The organism is Pseudorhodoferax soli, from assembly GCF_003337555.1.
Lineage (GTDB): Bacteria > Pseudomonadota > Gammaproteobacteria > Burkholderiales > Burkholderiaceae_C > Pseudorhodoferax > Pseudorhodoferax soli.
Genome location: NZ_QPJK01000015.1, coordinates 32088 through 54569 on the forward strand (window position 1 = coordinate 32088; position 22482 = coordinate 54569).

Sequence of the window (22482 nt, forward strand, 5' to 3'; positions counted from 1 at the left end):
GATCAATCCTTCAGGGTGTGCAGTGCGTTCGGAAAACGCGGGGATTCCTTGGCCAGGAAGGCGCGCACGCCCTCGCGGGACTCCAGGGAGGTGAAGGCGCGCTCGGACAGCGGCAGCGCCGCGGCGATGGCCGCGTCCTCGGTGGTGTCGAAGGCCATGTCGATGGCCTGCTTGCACAGCGCCAGCGCCAGCGGCGGGCGCTGCGCCAGCGTGGCGGCCAGCGCCAGTGCCTGGGCGAGCGCCTGGCCAGCGGGCGCCACGCGGTTGGCCAGGCCCCAGGCCAGCGCGGTCGCCGCATCGATGGGCTCGCCCAGGAACATCAGTTCCTTGGCCCGGCCTTCGCCGACGCGGCGCGCCACGCGCACCGGGCCGCCGCTGCCGGGAAACACGCCGAGCTTGATCTCGGGCAGCGCAAAGCGGGCGGCGGCATCGGCCACCAGCAGGTCGCAGCAGACCGCGATCTCCAGCCCGCCGCCGAAGGCCAGGCCGTTGACGGCGGCCACGGTCGGCTTGGGGAAGTCGTCGAGCTGCGCGAACACCTGGTGCTGCAGCTGCAGCTTCTCGGGCACGATGCGGCCCGGCTGCATCAGCGGCTGGAATTCGGCGATGTCCGAGCCCGCGCAGAAGGCCCGCGTGCCCGCGCCCGTGACGACCACGGCGCGCACAGCCCGGTCGGCCGCCAGCGCACCGAGGTGCCGGCCCAGCGCCTCCGTGAGGCCGCGGAACACGACGTTGAGCGGCGGGTTGTCGAGCGTCAGCACGGCCACGCCGTCCGGCTGCACGGCGCAGCGCACCGGGCCGTCAGCCATAGCGCCCGCCCGTCACGTGCAGCACCTCGCCGCTGATGAAGCTGGCCGCATCCGACGCCAGGAACGCCACCGCATTGGCGATGTCGCGCGGCTGGCCCACGCGCTTGACGGGCTGCATCTGCACGGCGCGTTCCTTGATGGTCTCGTAGGTCGGCAGTGCCTGCACCATCTCGGTCTCCATGAAGCCCGGCGCCACGCAGTTGACGGTGATGCCGTAGCGTCCCTGCTCCATCGACAGCGCCTTGGCCATGCCGATCAGCCCGGCCTTGGCGGCCGAATAGTTGGCCTGCGTGGGGTTGCCGAAGTGCGCGCGCGAACTGATGTTGATGACACGGCCCCAGCCCTGTTCGATCATGCGCGGCATCACCGCGCGGCTGGCCAGGAAGGCGCCCTTGAGCATCACCTCCATGACCAGGTCCCAGTCGGACTCGGACATCTTGACGAGGTACTTGTCGCGTGGAAAGCCGGCGTTGTTGACCAGCACATGCACGCCGCCGAAGGTGGCCGCGGCCTCGTCGACCAGCGCCTGCACCTGGTCGGCCTTGGTGATGTCGGCGACCACGCAGTGGGCCTGCAGACCGTCGGCCTTCAGCGCGGCGGTGGTGGCCTCGGCCTGCTCGCGCAGGATGTCGGTGACGACCACCCGCGCGCCCTCCTCGGCCAGCTTGCGCGCGGTGGCCGCGCCCAGGCCGCGTGCCGAGCCGGTGACGATGGCCACCTTGTCCTTCAGTCCCAGATCCATGTCTATTGCTCCTTGCCTTGCGGCGCCAGTTCGATGACGGCGTCCACGGCGTAGGCCCCTTGGCCCTGCGGCAGTGCGAACACCGGATTGAGGTCGATCGATTGCAGGCGCGGGCCGGCCTGGTGCGCGAACTGCGACAGCCGCGCCAGCATGGCCGCCAGCGCCTGGATGTCCACCGGCGGCTTGCCGCGCGCGCCCAGCAGCAGCGGGGCGCCCTGGATCGAGCGGACCATCTGCTCGGCCACGTCTTCACCGAACGGACAGCGGCGCAGCACCACGTCGTGCAGCACCTCGATGAAGATGCCGCCCAGCCCGAACACCGCCACCGGGCCGAACACCGGATCGCGCTGGATGCCGAGGATGCACTCCACGCCGCCCGACAGCTGCTTGGCCACCAGCACGCCCTCGATGCGCGCCGCGGGCACGGCGGCCCTGGCGCGTGCCAGCAGCAGCTCGAAACCGCTGCGCACGGCCGCGGCGTCGCCCACATCCAGCAGCACGCCGCCGATCTCGGACTTGTGCAGGATGTCGGCCGAGAGGATCTTCAGGACCACCGGGTAGCCCAGCGCCTCGGCCGCGGCCACGGCGCTGGCCGCATCGGTGCACGCGCGCTCGGGCGCCACGGCGATGCCGGCCGCGGCCAGCAACTGCTTGGCCTGGGCCTCGTTCGGCGTGGCGTCAGGCAAGGCCAGCACCGGCACCTCCGGCGGCGCCAGCGCCGGCCCGCGCGCGAAGGCCTGGCCAAAGCGTGTCATCGCCGCGATGGCAGCCACGGCCCGCGCCGGGTCCTCGAACACCGCGAAGCCATCGTCCTCGTACTGGCGCACGGTCTCGGGTGTGGCCAGGATGCACAGCACAAACAGTCTGTCCGGATGCCGCGCCCGCACCGCCTTGAGCTGCGCGCGCAGGCCCTCGGCGATGGAGCCCGCCCCCACCGTGTAGGTGAAGAAGGCCAGGATCGCGCCATAGCCGCCCTCGGCCACCACCGCCTCGGCGAACAGGCCGGCGATGCCCAGGTCGTTCATGAACTGCGCGGTGCAGTCCACCGGATTGCGCGGCGCGCAGAACGGGATCAGTTCCTTGAGCCGGCCTTGCGCGGCGGCCGGCATCTCGGGCATGGCCAGGCCGTGGACTTCGGCCGCATCGGACACGATCACGCCGGCACCACCGCTGACGGTGATCACCCCCAGCGTGTTGTCGACGGGGTAGATGCGCCGCGTGGCGGTGCGGGCCACGTCGAGCAGATGGTCGGTGCTGTGCGCGCGCACCACGCCAAGCTCGGCCAGCACGGCATCGGTCACGGCATCGTTGCCGGCCACGGATGCGGTGTGCGACTGCGCCGCGGCGCTGCCCACCGCGCTGGTGCCCACCTTCATCATGACCACCGGCTTGCGTGCGCGGCGCGCGTTCTCCAGCGCGGCCATCAGCGCGCCGCCGTCGCGGATGCCTTCGGCGTACACGGCGATCACCTCGGTGTCGCCGTCGTCCACGAAGGCCTGCACCATGTCCGCCAGGTGCAGGTCGCTCTCGTTGCCGGTCATCACGCAGGACGAGATGCCGATGCCCGACGCGCGCGCCACGCCCAGGATGTGGCTGCCGTAGGCGCCCGACTGGCTCGCGATGCCGACACCGCCGGCCTTCGGAAAGCCCATCTCCACGACGGACGTGAAGCTGCCGTAGAAGCCGCTGCGCGGGTTCACCACACCGAGCGTGTTGGGGCCGAGGATGCGCACGCCGTGCGCGCGCGCGGCCGCCAGCATCTCCTGCTGCAGCACCACGCCTTCTGCGCTGGCCTCGGCGAACCCGGCGGAGAACACGATGGCCGCCCGCGTGCCGCGCTCGCCGAGCGCGGCGATGGTCTGCGGCACGAGCTTGGCCGCCACGGCCACGATGGCGACATCGGGCGCCTGCGGCAGCGCTGCCACGCTTTCGAACGCAGGCAGGCCTTGGATGGTCGGCCGGTTGGGGTTGACCGGCAGGATGCGGCCGCCGTAGCCCTGGCCCAGCATGTAGGCGATGGGCCGGCCGCCGATGCGCAGCGCGTCGTCCGAGGCGCCGACCACGGCGACGCTGGCCGGGCGCAGCAGGCGCGACAGAGGGGAATGCAGAGCGTCCACCATCGCCGGCCTCACTCGACCTTGGCGCCGGACACCTGGACCACCTTGGACCAGCGTGCGATGTCGGCGGCGATCTTCTGGCCGAAGGCCTCGGGCGTGGACCAGGCCGGCTCGAAGCCCTGCGCCAGCAGGCGTTCCTTGAGTTCGGGCGCGTCGAGCTCGCGCTTGAGTTCCTGGTTGAGCCTGGAGATCACCTCCTTGGGCGTGCCGGCCGGGGCCATCAGGCCGTTCCAGACCACCACGTCGAAGCCGGGCACGCCGGACTCGGCCACCGTGGGCAGGTCGGGCATGGCAGGCGAGCGCTTGAGGCCGGTCTGGGCGATGGCCTTGAGCTTGCCGCCCTTGACCTGGGGCATGGCGGAGAACATCAGGTCCATCACCACCTGGGTGTTGCCGGCCATCACGTCGGCCATGGCCGGGGCGCTGCCGCCGAAGGGGATGTGCGTCATCTTGATGCCGGTCTGCGCGCTCAGGTACTCGGTCGCCAGGTGGGTGGACGAGCCGTTGCCGGCGGAGCTGAAGTTCAGCGCGCCCGGCTTGGACTTGGCCAGCGCGACGAGGTCGGCAAGCGAATTGACCCCCAGCGCGGGGTTGACCATCACCAGCGTGGGCCCGGCGGTCAGCTCGGCCACGGGCGCCAGGTCGCTGCGGATGTCGTAGCGCATTCCCTTGTAGAGCGAGGGCGCGATGCTGTGGCCCATGGTCACCAGCAGCAGCGTGTAGCCGTCGGCCGGTGCGCGCGCCACCTGCTCGGCGCCCAGGTTGCCCGAGGCACCGGGCTTGTTCTCGACGATGAAGGGCTGGCCCAACCGGTCGCCCAGCCGCTGCGCCAGCAGCCGCGCGACGATGTCGTTGGTGCCACCGGGCGCATACGGCACGACGATCTTGACGGTGCGGGTGGGCCAGGCCTGGGCGCTGGCGCTGCCCGTGTAGGCGAGGGTGCCGAGCGCCATGGCGCAGGCGAGCGCCGCGGTGGCGCGGCGGGTCATGGTTGCCATGCTTGTCTCCTGATATCGCGGCGCGGAAGGCCCGGCCACTGCTGCGAATCCTAGGCAGCGCCCTATACTCCGTCCAATACTTTCGATGGTCTTGGCGATACACAAAAGGTATCTCTATGGAGCTCCGGCAACTGCGCCAGTTCGTCACCGTGGCCGAGACCCGCAGCCTGCGGCGTGCGGCCGAGCGCCTGCACATGGCGCAGCCGCCGCTGTCGGTGGCGATGCGCAAGCTCGAGGAAGACATGGGCGTGGCGCTGTTCGAGCGCAGCGCACGCGGCGTGCAGCTGACGAGCGCCGGCGAAGGCGCGCTGGCGGCGGCGCGCAAGTGCCTGGCGGCAGCCGCCGAGGTCGGCGCTGCAGCGCGTGCGGTGGCCGGTGGCGAAACCGGCGAACTGCGCATCGGCTTCACCGGCTCGACCACCTTCGGCCTGCTGCCGCGCGTGGTGCGGGCCTTCCACCAACGCTGGCCGCAGGTGCGGCTGCACCTGCACGAGCTGACCAACCAGCAATCGCTCACGCAGGTGCAGGCCGGCCAGATGGACCTGGCCTTCGTGCGCGTGCCCACGAGCCACCTGCCGGGCCTGCATTTCGAGGTGATGGAGCGCGACCGCTTCTGCGTGGCGCTGCCGCCGGGCCATGCGCTGGCGGCCAAGGCCCAGCTCACGCTGCGCGACCTGGCCGGGCAGGACTCCATCGGCTACACGCCCTCGCCCGTGGGCGGGCTGCACGCGGCCTCCAGCCGGCTGCTGCAGCAGGCCGAGGTGGCGGTGCAGCTGGTGCAGGAGGCGGTGCAGGTCTCCACCGTGCTGGGCCTGGTGCTCAGCGGCCTGGGCCTGGCACTGGTGCCTTCGACCAACGCGCACTACTACGCCACCAGCGTGGTCTACCGGCCGCTGCGCGGGCTGCCGCGCGACAGCGGCATCGGCATCGCGCTGGTGCACCGGCCCGACAGCGGCAACCCGGCCACGGCGCACTTCGCGGCCAGCGCGGCGCAGCTGGCGGCCGGCGGCGTAGAGGCCTGAGCCGCGGTCAGCTCAGGCGCGGCAGGCCGGCCTGCGGGGCGTCGTGCCCCAGCCGGAACACCGACACCGTGCGCACGAGTTCGTCGGCCTGCTGCTGCAGGCTGCTGGCGGCGGCGGCCATCTCTTCGACCAGCGCGGCGTTCTGCTGCGTGGTCTGGTCCATCTGCACCACGGCCTCGCGGACCTGGGCCACGCCGGCGCTCTGCTCGGCGCTGGCGTTGCTGACATCGGCCAGCAGGCGCGAGACGCGCGCCACCGCGGCCACCACCTCCTGCATCGTTTTTCCCGCCTCGTCGACGAGGGCGGTGCCGGCCTCCACGCGCTGCACGCTGGCGCCGATCAGGTCCTTGATCTCGCGCGCGGCCTGGGCCGAGCGCGTGGCCAGGCTGCGCACCTCGCCGGCCACCACCGCGAAGCCGCGGCCCTGCTCGCCCGCGCGCGCGGCCTCGACGGCGGCATTCAGCGCGAGGATGTTGGTCTGGAACGCGATGCCGTCGATCACGCCGATGATGTCGGCGATCTTGCGCGAGCCCGCATCGATGTCGCGCATGGTGGCCACCACGCGCTCCACCGTCGCGCCGCCCTGCTGCGCGACCTGGCTGGCGCTGCGGGCCAGCTGGTCGGCCTCGCGCGCATGGGTGGCGTTCTGCGTGACGGCGGCGCCCAGCTGCTCCATCGAGGCAGCCGTCTGCTGCAGCGCGCTGGCCTGGCTCTCGGTGCGGCTGGACAGGTCCTGGTTGCCTTGCGAGATCTCTGCGCTGGCATTGGCCACGGCCTCGGCGCCGTGGCGCACGCGCGCCACCACGCCGGCCAGATCGCCCTGCATGCGCGCGAGCTGCGCCATCAGGCTGCCTGTGTCGCTGCCCTGCACCCGTACCGTCTGGCTCAGGTCGCCGGCGGCAACGCGCGCGCTGATGGCGGCGGCCTCGGCCGGCTCGCCGCCCAGCGGGCGCAGCACCAGGCGCTGCAGTGCCCAGGCCAGGCCCAGCGAGACCAGCACCACGGAAATGCCGCCCAGCACCAGCGCCGTCCAGTTGAGGCGGCGCACCTCGGCCAGGATGCGGTCTTCGGGCACGGTGGCGGCGAACGACCAGGGCGTGCGCGCATCGCCCACCCGCACCGGCACGTACAGGCGCGTGGCCTGGCCCTGCAGCCGCTCGTGGAAGGTCGTGGCCTCGAAGGGCTTGCCCTCGCGCACGGCGGCCAGCGCATCGCCGTGCGCGCCGGTCGACGGCTTGCCCACGTTGGCCGCATCGCGGTCGCCCACGTAGAGGCCACCGTTGGACAACAGGCTGGCATAGCCGTCGCCGTAGATGCTGATGGCGCCGACCTTCTGCTGCAGATCGGACAGCGCGACGTCCACGCCGGCCACACCCAGCACGCGCTCGCCCGCCATGATGGGCACGACGGTGGTGGTGATCAGCACCTCGCGGCCGGCCACGGTGTACTTGTAGGGCTCGATCAGCGTCTCGACCTTGCCATTGCGCGCCAGCAGGTAGTAGTCGCCGGGGCCGGGCTTGTCGTAGTCGGTCAGCGGCTCCACGGCCGGCTGGCCGGTGCCGCGGTTCCAGTAGGGGATGTAGCGGCCGGTGGCATCGTGGCCGGGCGTGCCGACGAACTCGGCGTCGCGCCCGTCGAAGGCGTTCGGCTCCCAGGCGGTCCACACGCCCAGAAAACGCGGGTTGCCGGCCAGCACGGCCCGGAGCTGCGCATCGGCGGCTGTGCGGTCGGCCCGGCCGGAGGCCTGCAGGCCGCCCAGGGCGTAGGCCAGCGTGCGGCTGGCCAGCATGGCCGCGTCGAGTTCGGCCTCCACCTGCGCGGCATTGCGCGCAGCCAGTTCCTCGGCATAGTGCAGCGCGGTGCTGCGCTGCAGGTCGCCCGCCTGGCGCGCGAGCACCGTGACCGTGATGGCGAAGCCCAGAAGCACGACACCGCCGACGAGCAGCAGCAGCTTGGTGCGCAGACGCATGGACGAGGCAGGGGAAGCGGGCGAGGGGGGCATCGGTTCTCCGGTGGCGCTGGCAGGGACGATCTGCCGATTGAACCAGCGGTGCGCCCCCGACACGCAAGTTTCCAACCCGCTCCAGGCACCCGCAGGCGCCGCCCGTCAGCCCAGCTCGGCCTCGGCCTGCATGGCCAGCGCGCCTGTGTGGTCGCGCGCCCACAGCGCGAGTTTGCCGCCGCCTTCGTCGCGGCCGCAGACGCTGAAGCGGTGGATGTCGAAGATGGGCCGCACGGCCTTGAACGAGAAGCTGCGCACGCTCTGGCCGGGGCGCTCCCGCCGGACCAGGTCCAACAGCAGCGTGGCGATCAGCGGGCCGTGCACGATCAGGCCGGGATAGCCCTCGACCTCGGTCACGTAGCTGCGGTCGTAGTGGATGCGGTGGCCGTTGAAGGTCAGCGCCGAGTAGCGGAACAGCAGCACCGGGTCGGGCACGATGGCGCGTTCGAACTGCGCATCCGCCGGCGCGGCCTGCGGCGCCGGGGCTGGCGCGCCGGGCTGGGGGGCGTCGCGGTAGACGATGTCGTGCTGCTCGGTGAGCGCCACGCCGTCGGCGTCGCCATAGCTGTGCTCGACCGTCACGAACACCAGCGAGCCGCTGCGGCCGCTCTTGGTGCTGACATCCAGGATGCGCGAATGGCGTTCCACGCTGGCGCCCAGTTGCAGCGGGCGGTGGAACTGCAGGCGGCCGCCGGCCCACATGCGCCGCGGCAGCGGCACGGGCGGCAGGAAGCCACCGCGGCGCGGGTGGCCGTCCTCGCCGATCTCGCGCGCGGGCGCCAGCGGCAGGAAGTACAGCCAGTGCCACAGCGGCGGCAGCGCGTCGCCGGCGGCGGGGGCCGGGTCTTCGCGGTCCAGCGTGGCGGACATGGCGGCCACGGGCTGCAGCGTCAGCAGGTCGTGGCGGGATTCGCTGCGGCCGATCCAGGCGCGCAGGTGGTCGAGGTCGGTAGCGGGCGAAGGCGTGGTGGTGCTCATGCCGCGATGGTGCGCGATTTGCGCACCCGCGGCCATCAGCTTTTGGCGAAGGGGCTGTTCGCCATGCGTCGCGCGGCCACTGCGTCCAGGAAGTCGCGCAGCATCGCGGCGTCGTCGATGGTGTCCGAGCCGGGCTGGTGGAACTCGGGGTGCCACTGCACGGCCGCCACGTAGCTGCCAGAGGGGTCCTTGCGCCGGATGGCCTCGATGATGCCGTCGCTGACGCTGAAGGCCTCGGCCTCGAAGGTGTCGGCCAGCCGCTTGATGGCCTGGTGGTGGATGCTGTTGACGCGCACGCGCTCCACACCCGGGTACAGGCGCGACAGCCGCGAGCCCTGCAGGATGTTGACGCTGTGGTAGTTCAGGTCGTACGTCACCGCGTCACGGTGCACGAAGGAATCGGGCACCTGGGTGTTGATGTCCTGGTACAGCGTCCCGCCGAAGGCCACGTTGAGCAGTTGCAGGCCGCGGCAGACGCCGAAGATGGGCTTGCCCACGGCCTCGAACGCGGCCACCAGGGCCTTGTCGTACTCGTCGCGGATGCGGTCGCCGGCCCAGTTCTCGTGCAGCGGCTCCTCGCCGTAGCTGCCCGGCCAGACATCGGCGCCGCCGTGCATGACCAGGCCGTCCAGCCATTGGGCGTAGTGCTCGTAGGTCACGTCGCCGCGCTGGGTACTCCCCGTGGGACAGGGCACCATGACGACCATGGCGCCCGTGGACATCAGCCAGTGCGCGATGGACTGCTCCACGTACTGCAGCGTCTTGCCGGTGAACAGCGAGCGCGCGTGGTCGGCGTGGGAGAAGCAGGCGGACAGGCCGATCTTCAGGCGGCTGTGGACGGTGCTCATGGCGGCGGTGCGCAAAAGAAACCCATTCTGCACACGCGGCCGCCGTCGGTCACCGCGGCCCCGCAAGCCCTGGCGCGGGGCACGGGTTCGGTCAAGCGCGCCGACGCCAGGCCAGCAGCGCCAGGGCCCAGAGCGCAGCACCCCACCACCAGCTGCTGGCGCCACCGCCGCCACCGCCGCCACCACCACCGCCGCTGGAACTTGTGCTGGCCGTGACGGCCAGATTGGCCACGTCGCGCCGGCCGGCGTTGTCGGTCACGGTCAGGCTGAACACATAGGCGCCGGCCACGGGCAGGGTCGCGCTGGTGTTGGCCGATCCGGGGTTGGCGATGGTGGCGGTGGCCGGACCCGAGACCTGGGCCCAACGGTAGGTGACGATGGCGGCGCCCGTGCTGGCCGTGCTGGCGTTGCCGTTGAGCGGCACGGCGTTGCCCGCCGGAGCGGTGGCCACGGGCGCGGCCACGGCCTGCGGCACCAGCGACGAGGTCGCGGCCAGCACGGCGCGCGCGCCATCCAGCAGGCCAGCGCCGCAGGTGCTGGTGTCGCAGTTGCATGGCACGGTGCCGTTGGTGCTGCACCGCAGTGCGCCGGCCACCGCCACGTGGGGGCGGGCCGCGTCCTGCATGCGCACGACCAGCTGCGCCGGTGTCAGCGCCGGGTTCACGGCCAGCATCAGCGCGGCCACGCCGGCCGCCTGCGGCGACGAGAAGCTGGTGCCCAGCTTCAGGCCGTAGGTGTCCACGCCCGGCGTGGTCGTGCCCTGGTTGTCCAGGGAATAGATGGCGCGTGTGCCCGTGCCGCCCGGCGCCACGATACCGATCTGCGCACCGTAGTTGGAGTAGGCCGTCTTGCGCCCGTCCTCCTGCACTGCACCGACGGCCAGCACGCCGGCGCAATCGGCGGGCCGGGCCACGGTGCCGGCCTCGTTGCCGGCCGCCACCACCAGCAGGGCGCCGGCCTCGGTGATCTCGTCGATCACGTCCTGGTAGCTGGGGCTGCAGGCGGCATCGCCACCGAAGCTCAGGTTCAGGATGCGGGCCGGCGTGGCATTGGCCGGTGCGCCCGCCACCGTCAGGCCGGCCGCCCAGCGCATGCCGTCCAGCAGGTCGGACAGCAGTGCGCCGCACTTGCCGGCGATGCGCACGGGCAACACCCTGGCCTGCCAGTCGATGCCGGCCACGCCCAGGCCATTGTTGGTGGCAGCGGCGATCTGGCCGGCGATGAAGGTGCCGTGCCAGGAGCTGTCCTCGATGTCGCAGGTGGAGAACAGCGGCGAGCGCTTGTCGGCAGCGTTGACCCAGTCGCCCGGGTCGCTCGGGTCGGCGTCGCGGCCATTGCCGTCGTTGGAATACTCGACCTCGCTCACGAAGTCGTAGCCGGCCACCAGGCGGCCGGTGAGGTCGGGATGGTTCAGGCGCACGCCCACGTCCAGCACCGCCACCACCACCGAGGCGCTGCCCGTCGTGACATCCCAGGCCGCCGGCATGTTCATCGCTGCGGCGTCGGTCGTGGGCGGCTGCAGCTGCCACTGCCGTGCGTAGTCGGGGTCGCTCGGCACGGCCAGCCGCCGCACGCGCACATCGGGCTCGACGTCCAGAACGTCGGGGTTCAGCCGCAGGCGACGCACCGTGGCATCCAGTTCGGCACCGGACTGCGCGGCCGGCATGCGCAGCAGCCGGTGCTGCCGGCCGACGGCGCGCTCGTCCTCGAAGCCCACCCCCGCCGTGGCGGCCACGGCGCGCAGGCGCTCACGCGCCGCCTGTGGCGCCTCGCGCGCGGAGGCCGTCGATTCGGCCGCGGGCTTGAGCCGCACCAGCAGGTTGCGAACAGGTTCCTGGGGTCCCTGGGCCGCTGCCACCAGGGGGACAGCCAGCAAGGCCGCGGCAATGATCTTGAGCATGCGCGGCGTTGTAGCACGGCTGTGCGTCGCCGCGCGTGGGAAATGGATGACGGCGCGTGGCGCCACAGCGGCTTGCACGACAATCGGCGCCCTCGCGCGACCGCGCCTTTCGACACCGCAATGTCATGAAGATCAGCAAAGACACCGCCGTCACCCTGCACTACAGCGTGACCGAAGCCAATGGCAAGCCGCTGGCCAGCCGCGAAACCACCGACTACCTGCACGGCGGCTATGGCAACACGCTGCCCAGGATCGAGGCAGCGCTGGAAGGGCAGGAAGCCGGCTTCCGCGTGACGCTGGAACTGCAGCCCGAAGACGCCTTCGGCCGCCGCGAAGCCGCACTGGAGCGCAGCATCGCCAAGAAGGACTTCCCGCCCGGTGTGAAGGTCGGCGGCCAGCTGCGCGGCATGACCGAAGACGGCCGCGAGCAGATCTTCACGGTCATGAAGATCAAGGGCGACCAGGTGCTGCTGGACGCCAACCATCCCTGGGCCGACAAGGCGCTCAAGTTCACGCTGCAGGTGGGCGCCGTGCGCGCGGCGACCGCAGAGGAAATCCAGCACGGCCACGTGCACGGTGGCCACGGCCACCACCACTGATCAGCGCCGGCGCTGCTCCCGGTGCAGCATGTGGCGCGTGTAGACCTCGCCGCGGCTGGAGGCCATCAGCGCCATTTTCTGCACCAGCCCATGGGTCTCCGCGGGCTGGCCCATCTGCGGCACCAGGGCCAGCATGCCGGCCAGTGCCATCGGCACCCAGCGCTGGCGCAGGCGCAGCGTGCGGCCCGATGCCCAGGCGATGGGCAACGCCGCCGCCATGGCGCCCAGCGCAAAACCGGCCACGACCTCCGACACCGAGTGCGCTTTCAGCACCACGCGCGAGACACTGACGAGCAGGCCCACCAGCAGGCCGGCGGCGATGCCCAGCACCTGCAGGCGCCGCGACCGATCGGCCACCGCCAGCCAGGCACCCATGGTGAACACTGCGGTCGAGACCGTCGCATGGCCGCTGATGCCTGTGAAATCCAGCGCGGCGCTGCCGATGCCCCAGCCCATGAAGGCCAGCTTGCTGGCCAGCACCAGCAGGACGGCCGTGCCGAACGCCAGCGCCCAGGCCAGCGCCAGCGGCGCGTGCCGTGTCTTGACGAGCCACAGCGCAAGCACCAGCGCAGCAGGCAGCAGCAGCGCCGAGTTGCCGAGGTGGGTGACGGTGGTCCAGAAATGCAGGGGCACGGCGCCGATTGTGCGGCCCCCGTGTAAACCCTGAAATGCGGCGGCCGGGAGGCGCCCTACAGGCCGCGCTCGACCATGTCCAGCAGCCGGCCGCCCAGGGCCTCGGCCTGCTCGGCCGGCAGGCCGCGCAGGGGGCCGTCGATCAGCAGCAGCGCCAGGCCATGCACGGTGGACCAGGCCAGGAATTCGGCGCCAGGCCGGCGCTCTTGCGGCAGCGCGCCGGTTGCCACGAGCGCGTCCAGCGCGGCGCCAAGGTGGCGGAACGGGTCCAGGCCCGAGCGGCCGGCCTTGGCCGGATCGGGCGTCGTCGCCAGCGCGAAGCGCCCTCCGAAGGCGGTACGGAACAGCCCTGTGTGCGCACGCGCAAAGCCCAGGTAGCCCGCGCCCACGGCACGCACCCGCGCGCGCGCCTGGGCAACGGCATCGGGCTGCACCGGCAGTTGTGCCATCCGCACCTCCATCGCCTCGGCCACGGCAGCCACGGCCGCTGTGCGCACGGCGTCCAGCAGGTCTTCACGGTTGGCGAAATGGCGGTAGGCCGCATTGGGCGCCACCCCGGCGCGCCGCGTGGCCTCGCGCAGCACCACGGCATCGGGCCCGCCCTCGGCGGCCAGCGCCAAGCCGGCCTCCAACAGGGCCCGGCGCAGGTCCCCATGCCGGTAACTGCCGCGTGCCGGGACCGCCCGGGTGCGTGATGGAGGTGTGTTCTCTGCCATGTGGACAGCGTCCATTATTGCTGCCAGAATTCTTGTGGACGGTGTTCACATCTATCGAGAGGAGACACGCCATGCAGATCCATCCCTATCTTTCCTTCGAAGGCCGCTGCCAGGAAGCGCTCGACTTCTACCGCGACAAGCTTGGCGCCACGGTCGGCCTGGTGATGCGTTTCAAGGACGCCCCGCCCATGGACCAGCCACCGCCCGAAGGCTGCGCCGGCGGTCCCCCGCCGGACGGCGAGAAGGTCATGCACTCGGAGTTGCGCATCGGCGACACCACGCTGATGGCGACCGACGGCATGGCCAGCGGCAAGCCGAGCTTCGCCGGCATCTCCCTGTCGCTCGTGGTGGCGGATGAATCCGAGGCCAGGCAGCGCTTCGACGCCCTGGCCGATGGCGGCCAGGTCCAGATGCCGCTGGCCAAGACCTTCTTCAGCCCGGCCTTCGGCATGGTCGACGACCGCTTCGGCGTGCACTGGCTCATCGTGGTGCAAGACCCCAACCAGCCGCCGCGCTGAACAGAAGGACGAGGCATGGAATCCACCAAGCCCCTCGCACAGCACCGCTGGCTGCAGCAGCTGGCCGGTGAATGGACCATGGAAGGCGAAGCCGACATGGGCCCCGACCAGCCCCCCAGCCGCAGCCTGGGCACCGAGAGCGTGCGCATGCTCGGCGACCTGTGGGTGGTGCTGGAAGGCCAGGCCGACATGCCCGCCGGTGCCGGCACCGGCCACATGCGCATGACGCTGGGCTACGACCCGCAGCGCCAGGCCTTCGTCGGCAACTGGGTCGGCTCGATGATGACGCTGATGTGGATCTACGAGGGCCAGCTCGACGCCGCCGGCAAGGTCCTCACGCTGGACACCGAAGGCCCGAGCTTCGCCGGCGACGGCAGGACCGTGCGCTACCAGGACGTGATCACGCTGGTCGACGCCAACACGCGCACGCTGCATTCGCAGACGCTGGGCGAAGACGGCCAGTGGCGGCGCTTCATGACGGCGACCTACAAGCGACAGTAGGCGTGCACGGGCTCGGGTAGGCTCGCGCCCGCCATGTCCACGAGCCCCCTGCTTTCCCCGCGCGCCGCCTGGCCCATGCTGCTGGCGCTGACGGCGGCCTTCGCCATGAGCCAGGCGTTCCGCACGCTGGCCGCCATCCTCGCGCCGCCGCTGCAGGCCGAGTTCCAGCTGTCGCCGCAGCAGCTGGGGCTGTTCGCGGCAAGCTTTCACTTCGCGTTCGGCGCGCTGCAGCTGCTCGTCGGCATCGGCATGGATTTGCACGGCCTGCGCCGCACGGTGCTGACGGCCTTCCCGCTGGCCGTCGTGGGCGCGGCCGTGTCGGCCACGGCCGGCGGCCAGGGCCAGCTGATCGTGGGCCAGGTGCTGATCGGCGTGGGCTGCGCACCGGCCTTCCTGGCCTGCACGCTCTTCATCGCGCAGAACTTCCCGGCCGAGCGCTTCGCCATGCTGTCCGGCCTGGTGCTGATGCTGGGCGGCACCGGCATGCTGTTCACGGGCACGCCGCTGGCCTGGCTGATCGAGGCGCATGGCTGGCGCTGGGGCATGTGGCTGCTGGCGGCCGGCTCGGTCCTGGCCTGGGGGCTGGTGTGGTGGAAGGTGCCGCACCAGGTGCCGGCTGCTGCCAGCGGCATCGCGCGCGAATCGCTGGGCCAGGCGCTGCGCGGCTTCGGCGCGCTGTTCCTGGTGCCGCACACCTGGGGCATCGTCTGCATGGCGGCCGTCAACTACGCGTCGTTCCTGACGCTGCGCGGCCTGTGGCTGGGGCCCATGCTGGTCGAGCGCCACGGCCTGTCGCTGCTCGTCAGCGGCCACGTGGCGCTGCTGGTGTCGGTGGTCTCGCTGGTCAGCCCGCCGTTGTTCGGCCGCTTCGACCCTGGCGGCATCGCAGCGCGGCGCCGGCGCATCGGCCGCTGCACGCTGCTGATGGCGGCCCTGTTCGTGGCGATGGCACTGCTGCACGGCCTGGTGGCCGATGTGCTGCTGGCCGTGGCCGTGGCCTGCCTGTCGGGCTACATGGTGCTGCAGTACGCCGACGTGCGCGCAGCCTACCCGCCGGCCATGATCGGGCGCGCGCTGTCGGTCTTCACGATGGCCATGTTCATGGGCGTGGCGTTCATGCAATGGGGCACGGGCTGGGTGGCCGCGCAGGCGGCAGGCCAGGGCGTGGAGACCTTCACCGCGCCGCTGCTGGCGATCGCGGCAGCGCTGCTGCTCGGCGCACTGGCTTACCGCAGGCTGCCGCAGCCGCCCGCGGCCTGACATCCAGCAAGCACGTCCGCGCTGCGCATGCGCTGCCGAGCGCCTTCGGGCGGCGCGCGCTCAGGCGTGGCCGACCTGCAGGTCGGCGTACGACACCGCGTACTTGACCAGGGCCGCCTGGCCCTCGATGCGCAGCTTGCGGCGCAGGTGCAGCCGGTGCGTTTCCACCGTGCGCACGGAGGCACCCAGCGCATCGGCGATCTCGCGGTTCGAGCAGCCATCGGCCAGCAGCGAGAGCACGGCCGACTCCTTGGGCGTGAGGTGGCCCCAGGCGCGCGTCACGGGCGGCGGCGCCGGCTCGGTCGGCAGCGGCAGGCCGGGGCTGAAGTAACGCTCGCCCGCGTGCACGGCGTCGATGGCCTCCACCAGGTGGTGGCCCGGCCCGTCCTTGAGCACATAGCCGCGCACGTCCAGCGCCACGGCGCGGCGCACGTACTCGGCATCCTGGTGCATGGACAGCACGAGCAGGCGCAGGTCCGGAAAGCGGTCGCGGAACCGGGTGGCCAGCTGGATGCCGCTGGCATCCGGCATGCGGATGTCGGTCACCACCAGATCGGGCTGCAGCGCGGCGGCCAGCGCCTCGGCCTCTTGCGCGCATCCGGCCTCGCCCACCACGCGGATGTGCGGCGTGGCGTGCAGGCGCATGCGCACGCCATCGCGCAGCAGCGGGTGGTCGTCGACGAGCAGCACGCGGATGGGGGCGGGGTCAGGGGTCATGGTGCGGAACGGGCAATGGCGATGGGGTGCGGCGCGCGCGTCGGTGCGGGTGCGGGTGCGGGCGCGGCGGCCTGGGGCAAGGGCAACCAGGCGGCGAGACGTGTGCCATGGCGGCCCGATTCGATGGACAGCGTGCCGCCCAGGCTCTCGGCCCGCTCGCGCATGTTGCGCAGGCCGATGCCGCGCGTGCCGTCCCCGGACACACCGCGCATGTCGAAGCCCTGGCCGTCGTCGATGACCTGCAGGCCGACGCCGTGGCGCGTGCCATGCAGCACGAGTTCCACCCGCGTGGCCTGGGCATGGGTGCGGCAGTTCTGCAGCGCTTCCTGCGCGATGCGGAACAGCACCGTGCCATGCTCGGCCGGCAGCTGGCCCGGCACACCCTGGCGCACCAGGCCGACGCTGAAGCCCCCGCTCTCCTGCACCTGCTGCGCCAGCAAATCCAGGGCCGGCTCCAGCCCGAGGTCGTCCAGCAAGGCCGGTCGCAGCCCATGCGACACGCGCCGGATCTCCACCAGCGCCGTGCCCAGCCGCGCCAGCCCCTGGTCCAGCGCCTGGCGCGGTGCCGCAGGCGCCGCGGCGCGCGGATCGGCCAGCTGCAGCTGTGCCGTCTCGAGCAGGAACTTGGACGAAGCCAGCACCTGCACCACGCCGTCGTGCAGCTCGCGGGCCACGCGCACGCGCTCGTCTTCCTGCGAACGCACCACGCGCCGCGCCAGCCGGCGCAGCTTGTCGCTGGAGACGCGGTGGTCTTTCAGGTTGAGCGCCAGGCCGCCCAGGCCGATGAGCACCACGCAGACCGCGGCGATGGCGTACAGGCGCTGGCGCGTGGCCTCGATGTTGGTGCGCGCGCCGGTCTCGATGGCCTGCAGCGCGCCCTGCACATCGTCCAGGTAGATGCCGGTGCCGATCACCCAGTTCCAGCCCGGCACCGTGAGCACGTAGCCCAGCTTGGGCACGACCGACTGCGAGCTGGGCTTGCTCCAGCTGTAACGCACGACGCCGCCGCCGTGGCGCGCGACGCTGAGGATGCGCTGCGCCGAATCGGCGCCCGCGGGATCGTTGGGATCGCAGAACGCCACGCCCTGCATGGGCAGCGTCTTCGGGTCGATCAGCAGCTGGCCGTGCTGGTCGTAGACGAAGAAGTAGCCGTTGTCGCCGAACTGCATGCGCGCCAGCGTGGCCAGCGCCAGCTCCTTGCGCTCGCCGACCTCGCCCGGCCCTTCGGCGATGCGCACGAGGGTGTTGCGCGCCAGCTCGACGTAGTGCTTGAGCTCGGCCTCCTTGCTGTGCATGAAGGCCTGCTGCACGAGCGCCTGTTCCTCGCGCACGAGCTTGTAGGTCTGCTGTTGCATGGTGGCGCTCATGAGCAGCAACGCGACCACGATGGGCACACCCGACAGCAGCACCAACTTGAGGCGGAGCTGCATGTCAGCGCCCCACTCCGGGGCCGGTCTGCACCAATGTCCTGGAATGTGTGTCGATGTGCATGGCGGGCCTGAATGTGCAGAGCAATCCCGATGCCAGCCAGTGACGTTTCATTTGGAAACACTGCTGCAGTGCGGCGAAATCCGCGTCCAAAAAGCAGCGCTGCGTACTACCACGTAGGGGAAATGAAACCGTCACACACCGTGATGCCATTCCTAGAATTCATCGCAAGTTAGACCGCATTGCACTGCAGCAAAACATCCCGGGAGGGTCTGGCTCTTGTCGCTTCGCATGGCCGAAATGCCACGCGTGGTTCTTGATTCCAGAAAGAAGGAAAGGTGGTTCCATGCCCTCTCACATCCGTGTCGGCCGCTTCACCAGGGTGGTGGCCGGCTGCACTGCAGCATTGCTCATGACGGCCTGCGCCATGCCGGCCAAACGCACCGTGTTGTCGACCACCGGCGTGCCCCCGGCGATCGGCCCGTACTCGCAGATGGTCGCGCACGGCAACACGCTGTACCTCTCGGGCGTGATCCCGCTCAACGAGGCCGGCAACGCCGTCGTCGGCACCACCATCGAGGAACAGACGCATGCCGTGCTGCGCTACATCGGCACCATGCTCCAGTCGCAGGGGCTGGACTACACCGACGTGCTCTCGTCCTCGGTGTTCATGAAGGACCTCAACGAGTTCGCCGCGATGAACAAGGTCTACGGCGAGTACTTCAAGCCCGGCAACGCGCCGGTGCGGGCCACCGTCGAAGTGGCACGTTTGCCGCGTGACGTGAAGGTCGAGATCGCCGTCATCGTCGGTCGCCGTTGAACCCCATCAGGAGCACAGACACCATGCAAGACCAACAGATCGTCACCGCCCACGCCGCGGAACTGAACGCATTGGCCGCGACCGACACCACGCGCTGGCCGTCCAAGCGGCGCGACTTCCTGCGCATGCTGGGCTATGGCGCCGGTGCGGCCGCGCTGGGCCCGGCCCTGATGGCCTGCGGCAGCAGCAACTCGGCCACGCCAGCCGCCGAGCTGCGCGCCCAGCTCGTGGCCAACGAGGCCTTCTGGGCGGACGTGCAGAACATGTTCACGCTGGACCCGACCAAGACCTTCATGAACATCGGCACGGCCGGCTCCATGCCCAAGGTGGCGCTGGACCTGTTCGACACCGAGAACCGCAAGAAGGCCAGGGAGTCGGGCAACGGCTACTCGGACCACAACGCGCTGCGCGCGCTGGTGGCACCCGCCTTCGGCGTGGACGTGGACGAGTTGGCCTTCTCGGCCAACACCTCCTCGGGCATGTGCCATGCGATCCTGGGCATCCCCTGGCAACGCGGCGACGTGATCGTGACGACCAACCACGAACACGGCGGAGGCAACACGCCGCTGGCCATCGCCGTGGACCGCTACGGCGTGGAGATCTCGCGCATCGAGATGCCGGTGGGCAACAACCAGACCGCGGCCACCTACCAGAACCTGTTCGACGAGCGCATCCGCACGCTCAAGTCGGCCGGCAAGAATGTGCGTGCCGTGATGTGGTCCTCGCCGACCTACGTGACGGGCACGCTGCTGCCGATCGCCGAGATCATGGAAGTGGTCAAGATGCATGGGCTGATCAGCATCGTGGACGGGGCCCACCTGCCGGGCATGATGCATTACGACTACAGCGCGCTGGGCATGGACTTCATGTCCGGGGCCGGTCACAAGTGGCAGTGCGGCCCGGGGTCCACCGGCATCCTGATCATCCGCAACAAGATCCGCGCCTCCAACCCCTTGCCGCTGCCCAAGTGGTACCCGGTGCACACCAGCACCTATTCCACGCGCGAACGCACGACCAACGGCACGGCCACCTACGACATCGCCGCCAGCGTGACGAGCTGCGGCAGCACGCACACGCCGATGTTCCAGGCCCTGACCAGTGCCTGCCAGTTGTGGGACCAGATCGGCCGCAAGAACATCGAGACCTACGACCTCACGCTGTCGGCCTACCTGAAGGAGAAGATCGTCGAGCGCTGGGGCGTGGAGTCGCTCTACTCCCCCAAGGACGACCCCAAGCTGGTGTGCGCGCTGACCTCGTTCAACGTGTTCCGCAACAAGGACGATGCGATGAACTCGGCCAAGGCCACGCAGTTCGTCTCGCGCCTGCAGGCCGAGTACCCGCAAGGCCTGGTGATCCGCAACGCCAGCTTCCCGGTGATCGGCGCGGCCTCGAACCACTACGCGATGCGCATCTCCACCCACCTGTGGCACGACGCGAACGACATCGACGCACTGGTCGATGCCATGTGGGACCTGTCGGGCAAGATGGCCTGATACCAGGCCGGCCGGGTCAGCCCAGCTCGGGCGCCAGGCCCGGCGCCTTGTCCATGTCGGCCCCGTTGTACAGCTTGTGCTGGGCAGCGGGGCTGCCCACGTCGGACACCACCGCCAGGCGCCACTGCGGGTCGCGCCGCGCGAGGGCGCGCTGCTCGGCCGTCAGCGCATAGCCGGTCGCGCCCGTGGCGGTGCCTTTGACGACGAGCTTGAGCAGGGTCTTGCCCTTCTTGTCGCGCACTTCCACCTCGTGGCCCGCGCTCGGCGGATCGATGGCCTCGGTCTTGTAGCCGTAGCCGGCGAAGTGGCGCGTGAGGTGGTCCAGTGCGGCCGAGTGCAGGTCGCCGCCGCCGACGGCGATGGCCGCTGCATCCGGCGCGGCGTCCACGATGCCGGCGCGCGCGCGCGCCGCCTGGATCTCCGCCTCGCCAGGCACCCAGCCGCGCGGGCCGCGCACCAGCACCACGTGGCGCTCCTCGGGGCTCCAAACGGCCACATGCCACTCCTGCTCGTCGGGCACGCGCACCGACATGCGGGCGGCCTTGTCGGTCTCCAGGTCGGCGATGGCCACGCGGTTGGTCTGCAGCACGGCGCGCAGGCCCTGGCCGGCGTCCAGCGCACGCTTGATCAGCTGGATGCGGTCCTTGGTGCGCTGGATGCGCAGGTCGGTGCGCTCGCCACCGCCGATGCGGTGCAGCGGGTCGAGCGATTCGAGCAGGAACCAGCGGCCGCCCTCGCCAACGCTGACGAGCTCGGCCCAGATGGTGACGATGATGTTGTCGCCGCTGGCCAGCCAGGCCATGTCGGAGGCCTTGTCGCGGGCGTCGAACACGCCCATCTTGGTGATGATCTCGACCGGCGTGCGCTTGTCGCCCGACAAGCGCTTTTCGTTGATGACCGCCAGGACGGCGGGTGCGACTTCTTTGTCCATGGAAAGCAGGAGGGCCGGTCTCGACCGGCCCTTTGTCGTGAGAGGGAAAGGATGCGGCTCAGCCGTGCGGCGCCGGCGCGGCCGCCTTGTCCAGCGCGTTGTTGACCTGGTCCAGCGTTTCGGCCGATTTGGTCAGCGTTTTCTCGACGGCGCCCTGGTGGTCCAGCGCCTGGTCGACTTCACGCGTGCGCGCCTGCTCGCTCAGGTGCGTGTCGAGCACGGTGTTGGCGACGGCAAGGTCGTCGGCAGCCTGACGGATGTCGGCAGCGACTTCCTTGGCCTTTTCGATCGCCTGCTCCAGGTCCTTGGCGGCCTGGGCATCTTTGGAAGGCTGGGACATGTTCGGACTCTTGCGAGACAAGGTGGGCGCACATCGTAGCGCGCCCAGGGGAACCCGCAAGCGCCGGGCAAGCCGCCCAGCCCTCTTGCGCCGGGAGCTTACTTGGCGATGACGCGGACCATCTCGAGCACCTTGTTCGAGTAGCCCCACTCGTTGTCGTACCAGCTCACCAGCTTGACGAACGTGCCATCCAGCGCGATGCCGGCTTCGGCGTCGAAGATGGAGGTGCGTGCGTCACCGCGGAAATCGGTGGCCACGACCTTGTCTTCCGTGTAGCCCAGCACGCCCTTGAGCGCGCCTTCGGACTGGGCCTTGAACTCGGCGCAGATCTCCTTGTAGCTGGCTTCCTTGACCAGTTCCACCGTCAGGTCGACCACCGACACGTCGGAGGTCGGCACGCGGAAGGACATGCCGGTCAGCTTCTTGTTCAGCTCGGGGATCACCACGCCCACGGCCTTGGCAGCGCCCGTGCTGGAGGGAATGATGTTTTCCAGGATGCCGCGGCCGCCGCGCCAGTCCTTGTTGGACGGGCCGTCGACGGTCTTCTGCGTCGCGGTGGCGGCGTGCACGGTGGTCATCAGGCCACGCTTGATGCCCCACTTGTCGTTCAGCACCTTGGCCAGCGGGGCCAGGCAGTTGGTGGTGCACGACGCGTTGGAGATGATGGCCTCGCCCTTGTAGGTCTTGTCGTTCACGCCGAAGACGAACATGGGGGTGTCGTCCTTGGACGGGGCCGACAGGATGACCTTCTTGGCGCCGGCATCGATGTGCTTCTGCGCGGTTTCCTTGGTCAGGAACAGGCCGGTGGACTCGATGACGATGTCGGCACCGACCCCGTTCCACTTCAGCGCAGCCGGGTCACGCTCCTGCGTCAGGCGGATCTTCTTGCCGTTGACGATCAGGGTGTTGCCGTCCACGGCGATGTCGCCCTTGAAGCGGCCATGCACCGAGTCGTACTGCAGCATGTAGGCAAGGTAATCCGGCTCGAGCAGGTCGTTGATGCCCACGACTTCGATGTCGGAGAAGTTCTGCACCGCCGAACGCAGCACGTTGCGGCCGATGCGGCCGAAGCCGTTGATACCGATCTTGATCGCCATTGCTTTTTCTCCT

22 protein-coding genes are annotated in these 22482 nt (G+C 70.5%); 7 read left to right on the forward strand and 15 right to left on the reverse strand.

The genetic code is table 11. The features are described from left to right. Positions 1 to 2 precede the first annotated feature (2 nt). Genes DES41_RS34850 through DES41_RS34865 form a run of 4 tightly spaced genes read right to left on the reverse strand, consistent with a single transcriptional unit; the run spans position 3 to position 4666 of the window. On the reverse strand, positions 3 to 809 hold the full coding sequence (locus DES41_RS34850) for an enoyl-CoA hydratase/isomerase family protein (protein ID WP_114472276.1): 807 nt from the start codon (positions 807 to 809) through the stop codon (positions 3 to 5). Then, on the reverse strand, positions 802 to 1551 hold the full coding sequence (locus tag DES41_RS34855) for an SDR family NAD(P)-dependent oxidoreductase (RefSeq protein WP_114472278.1): 750 nt from the start codon (positions 1549 to 1551) through the stop codon (positions 802 to 804). The genes DES41_RS34850 and DES41_RS34855 overlap by 8 nt, the downstream gene beginning before the upstream one ends. 2 nt (positions 1552 to 1553) lie before the next feature. Next, positions 1554 to 3671 carry an acetate--CoA ligase family protein gene (locus DES41_RS34860; RefSeq protein WP_114472280.1) on the reverse strand — a complete coding sequence of 706 codons (2118 nt, stop codon included), beginning with the start codon at positions 3669 to 3671 and terminating at the stop codon, positions 1554 to 1556. Between the two features lie 8 nt (positions 3672 to 3679). Further along, a complete protein-coding gene (locus DES41_RS34865) occupies positions 3680 to 4666 on the reverse strand; it encodes a tripartite tricarboxylate transporter substrate binding protein (RefSeq protein WP_114472281.1) in 987 nt (328 codons plus the stop codon). 116 nt (positions 4667 to 4782) lie between these two features. On the opposite strand from DES41_RS34865, the gene DES41_RS34870 reads away from it, so the two are divergent. Then, complete coding sequence (locus DES41_RS34870; protein WP_114472282.1) at positions 4783 to 5688, forward strand: LysR family transcriptional regulator; 906 nt, start codon at positions 4783 to 4785, stop codon at positions 5686 to 5688. Between the two features lie 7 nt (positions 5689 to 5695). Here the strand turns inward: DES41_RS34870 and DES41_RS39710 are convergent, their stop codons facing one another. The 4 genes from DES41_RS39710 to DES41_RS34890 all read right to left on the reverse strand — a co-directional run bounded on the left by DES41_RS39710 (position 5696) and on the right by DES41_RS34890 (position 11416). After that, a complete protein-coding gene (locus DES41_RS39710) occupies positions 5696 to 7657 on the reverse strand; it encodes a methyl-accepting chemotaxis protein (protein ID WP_170168390.1) in 1962 nt (653 codons plus the stop codon). A gap of 138 nt (positions 7658 to 7795) precedes the next feature. Next, positions 7796 to 8668, reverse strand: a complete 873-nt coding sequence (locus DES41_RS34880) for an HTD2 family dehydratase (protein WP_114472375.1) — start codon at positions 8666 to 8668, stop codon at positions 7796 to 7798. Between the two features lie 35 nt (positions 8669 to 8703). Then, positions 8704 to 9516 carry a gamma-glutamyl-gamma-aminobutyrate hydrolase family protein gene (locus DES41_RS34885; protein ID WP_114472376.1) on the reverse strand — a complete coding sequence of 271 codons (813 nt, stop codon included), beginning with the start codon at positions 9514 to 9516 and terminating at the stop codon, positions 8704 to 8706. A 91-nt stretch (positions 9517 to 9607) separates the two neighbouring features. After that, positions 9608 to 11416, reverse strand: a complete 1809-nt coding sequence (locus DES41_RS34890) for a S8 family peptidase (protein WP_114472284.1) — start codon at positions 11414 to 11416, stop codon at positions 9608 to 9610. A 125-nt stretch (positions 11417 to 11541) separates the two neighbouring features. Here DES41_RS34890 and DES41_RS34895 point away from each other — a divergent pair, with 125 nt between their 5' ends. Next, positions 11542 to 12015 (forward strand): FKBP-type peptidyl-prolyl cis-trans isomerase, encoded by a 474-nt coding sequence (locus DES41_RS34895; RefSeq protein ID WP_114472285.1) that lies wholly within the window; start codon positions 11542 to 11544, stop codon positions 12013 to 12015. Here DES41_RS34895 and DES41_RS34900 read toward each other — a convergent pair whose 3' ends face one another. Both DES41_RS34900 and DES41_RS34905 read right to left on the reverse strand, forming a co-directional pair. Next, the gene (locus tag DES41_RS34900) at positions 12016 to 12648 is read right to left on the reverse strand and encodes a phosphatase PAP2 family protein (protein WP_114472286.1); all 633 of its coding nucleotides are present in this window, start codon (positions 12646 to 12648) and stop codon (positions 12016 to 12018) included. A 56-nt stretch (positions 12649 to 12704) separates the two neighbouring features. After that, a complete protein-coding gene (locus DES41_RS34905; protein ID WP_114472287.1) occupies positions 12705 to 13379 on the reverse strand; it encodes a TetR-like C-terminal domain-containing protein in 675 nt (224 codons plus the stop codon). A gap of 56 nt (positions 13380 to 13435) precedes the next feature. Here DES41_RS34905 and DES41_RS34910 point away from each other — a divergent pair, with 56 nt between their 5' ends. The 3 genes from DES41_RS34910 to DES41_RS34920 are packed head-to-tail and all read left to right on the forward strand — an operon-like array spanning position 13436 to position 15643. Then, positions 13436 to 13882 (forward strand): VOC family protein, encoded by a 447-nt coding sequence (locus DES41_RS34910; protein WP_114472288.1) that lies wholly within the window; start codon positions 13436 to 13438, stop codon positions 13880 to 13882. A gap of 15 nt (positions 13883 to 13897) precedes the next feature. After that, complete coding sequence (locus DES41_RS34915) at positions 13898 to 14383, forward strand: DUF1579 domain-containing protein (protein WP_114472289.1); 486 nt, start codon at positions 13898 to 13900, stop codon at positions 14381 to 14383. Between the two features lie 33 nt (positions 14384 to 14416). Continuing rightward, complete coding sequence (locus DES41_RS34920) at positions 14417 to 15643, forward strand: MFS transporter (RefSeq protein ID WP_245966025.1); 1227 nt, start codon at positions 14417 to 14419, stop codon at positions 15641 to 15643. Positions 15644 to 15703: 60 nt separating this feature from the next. Here DES41_RS34920 and DES41_RS34925 read toward each other — a convergent pair whose 3' ends face one another. Then, the gene (locus tag DES41_RS34925) at positions 15704 to 16360 is read right to left on the reverse strand and encodes a response regulator (protein ID WP_114472290.1); all 657 of its coding nucleotides are present in this window, start codon (positions 16358 to 16360) and stop codon (positions 15704 to 15706) included. Next, on the reverse strand, positions 16357 to 17790 hold the full coding sequence (locus DES41_RS34930) for a cache domain-containing protein (RefSeq protein WP_114472291.1): 1434 nt from the start codon (positions 17788 to 17790) through the stop codon (positions 16357 to 16359). The genes DES41_RS34925 and DES41_RS34930 overlap by 4 nt, the downstream gene beginning before the upstream one ends. Before the next feature lie 410 nt (positions 17791 to 18200). Here DES41_RS34930 and DES41_RS34935 point away from each other — a divergent pair, with 410 nt between their 5' ends. Together DES41_RS34935 and DES41_RS34940 are read left to right on the forward strand one after the other, a co-directional pair. Then, entirely contained in the window at positions 18201 to 18608 is a 408-nt protein-coding gene (locus DES41_RS34935; RefSeq protein WP_342769700.1) for a Rid family detoxifying hydrolase, read from the forward strand. Positions 18609 to 18631: 23 nt separating this feature from the next. After that, complete coding sequence (locus DES41_RS34940; RefSeq protein ID WP_114472293.1) at positions 18632 to 20101, forward strand: aminotransferase class V-fold PLP-dependent enzyme; 1470 nt, start codon at positions 18632 to 18634, stop codon at positions 20099 to 20101. Between the two features lie 16 nt (positions 20102 to 20117). On the opposite strand, the gene DES41_RS34945 is transcribed toward DES41_RS34940, so the two are convergent. From DES41_RS34945 to gap, 3 genes are all read right to left on the reverse strand, one after another. After that, positions 20118 to 21032 carry a hypothetical protein gene (locus DES41_RS34945; RefSeq protein ID WP_114472294.1) on the reverse strand — a complete coding sequence of 305 codons (915 nt, stop codon included), beginning with the start codon at positions 21030 to 21032 and terminating at the stop codon, positions 20118 to 20120. Between the two features lie 58 nt (positions 21033 to 21090). Beyond that, complete coding sequence (locus tag DES41_RS34950) at positions 21091 to 21372, reverse strand: hypothetical protein (RefSeq protein WP_114472295.1); 282 nt, start codon at positions 21370 to 21372, stop codon at positions 21091 to 21093. 98 nt (positions 21373 to 21470) lie between these two features. Further along, on the reverse strand, positions 21471 to 22469 hold the full coding sequence (gene gap / locus DES41_RS34955) for a type I glyceraldehyde-3-phosphate dehydrogenase (RefSeq protein ID WP_114472296.1): 999 nt from the start codon (positions 22467 to 22469) through the stop codon (positions 21471 to 21473). Positions 22470 to 22482 lie beyond the last annotated feature (13 nt).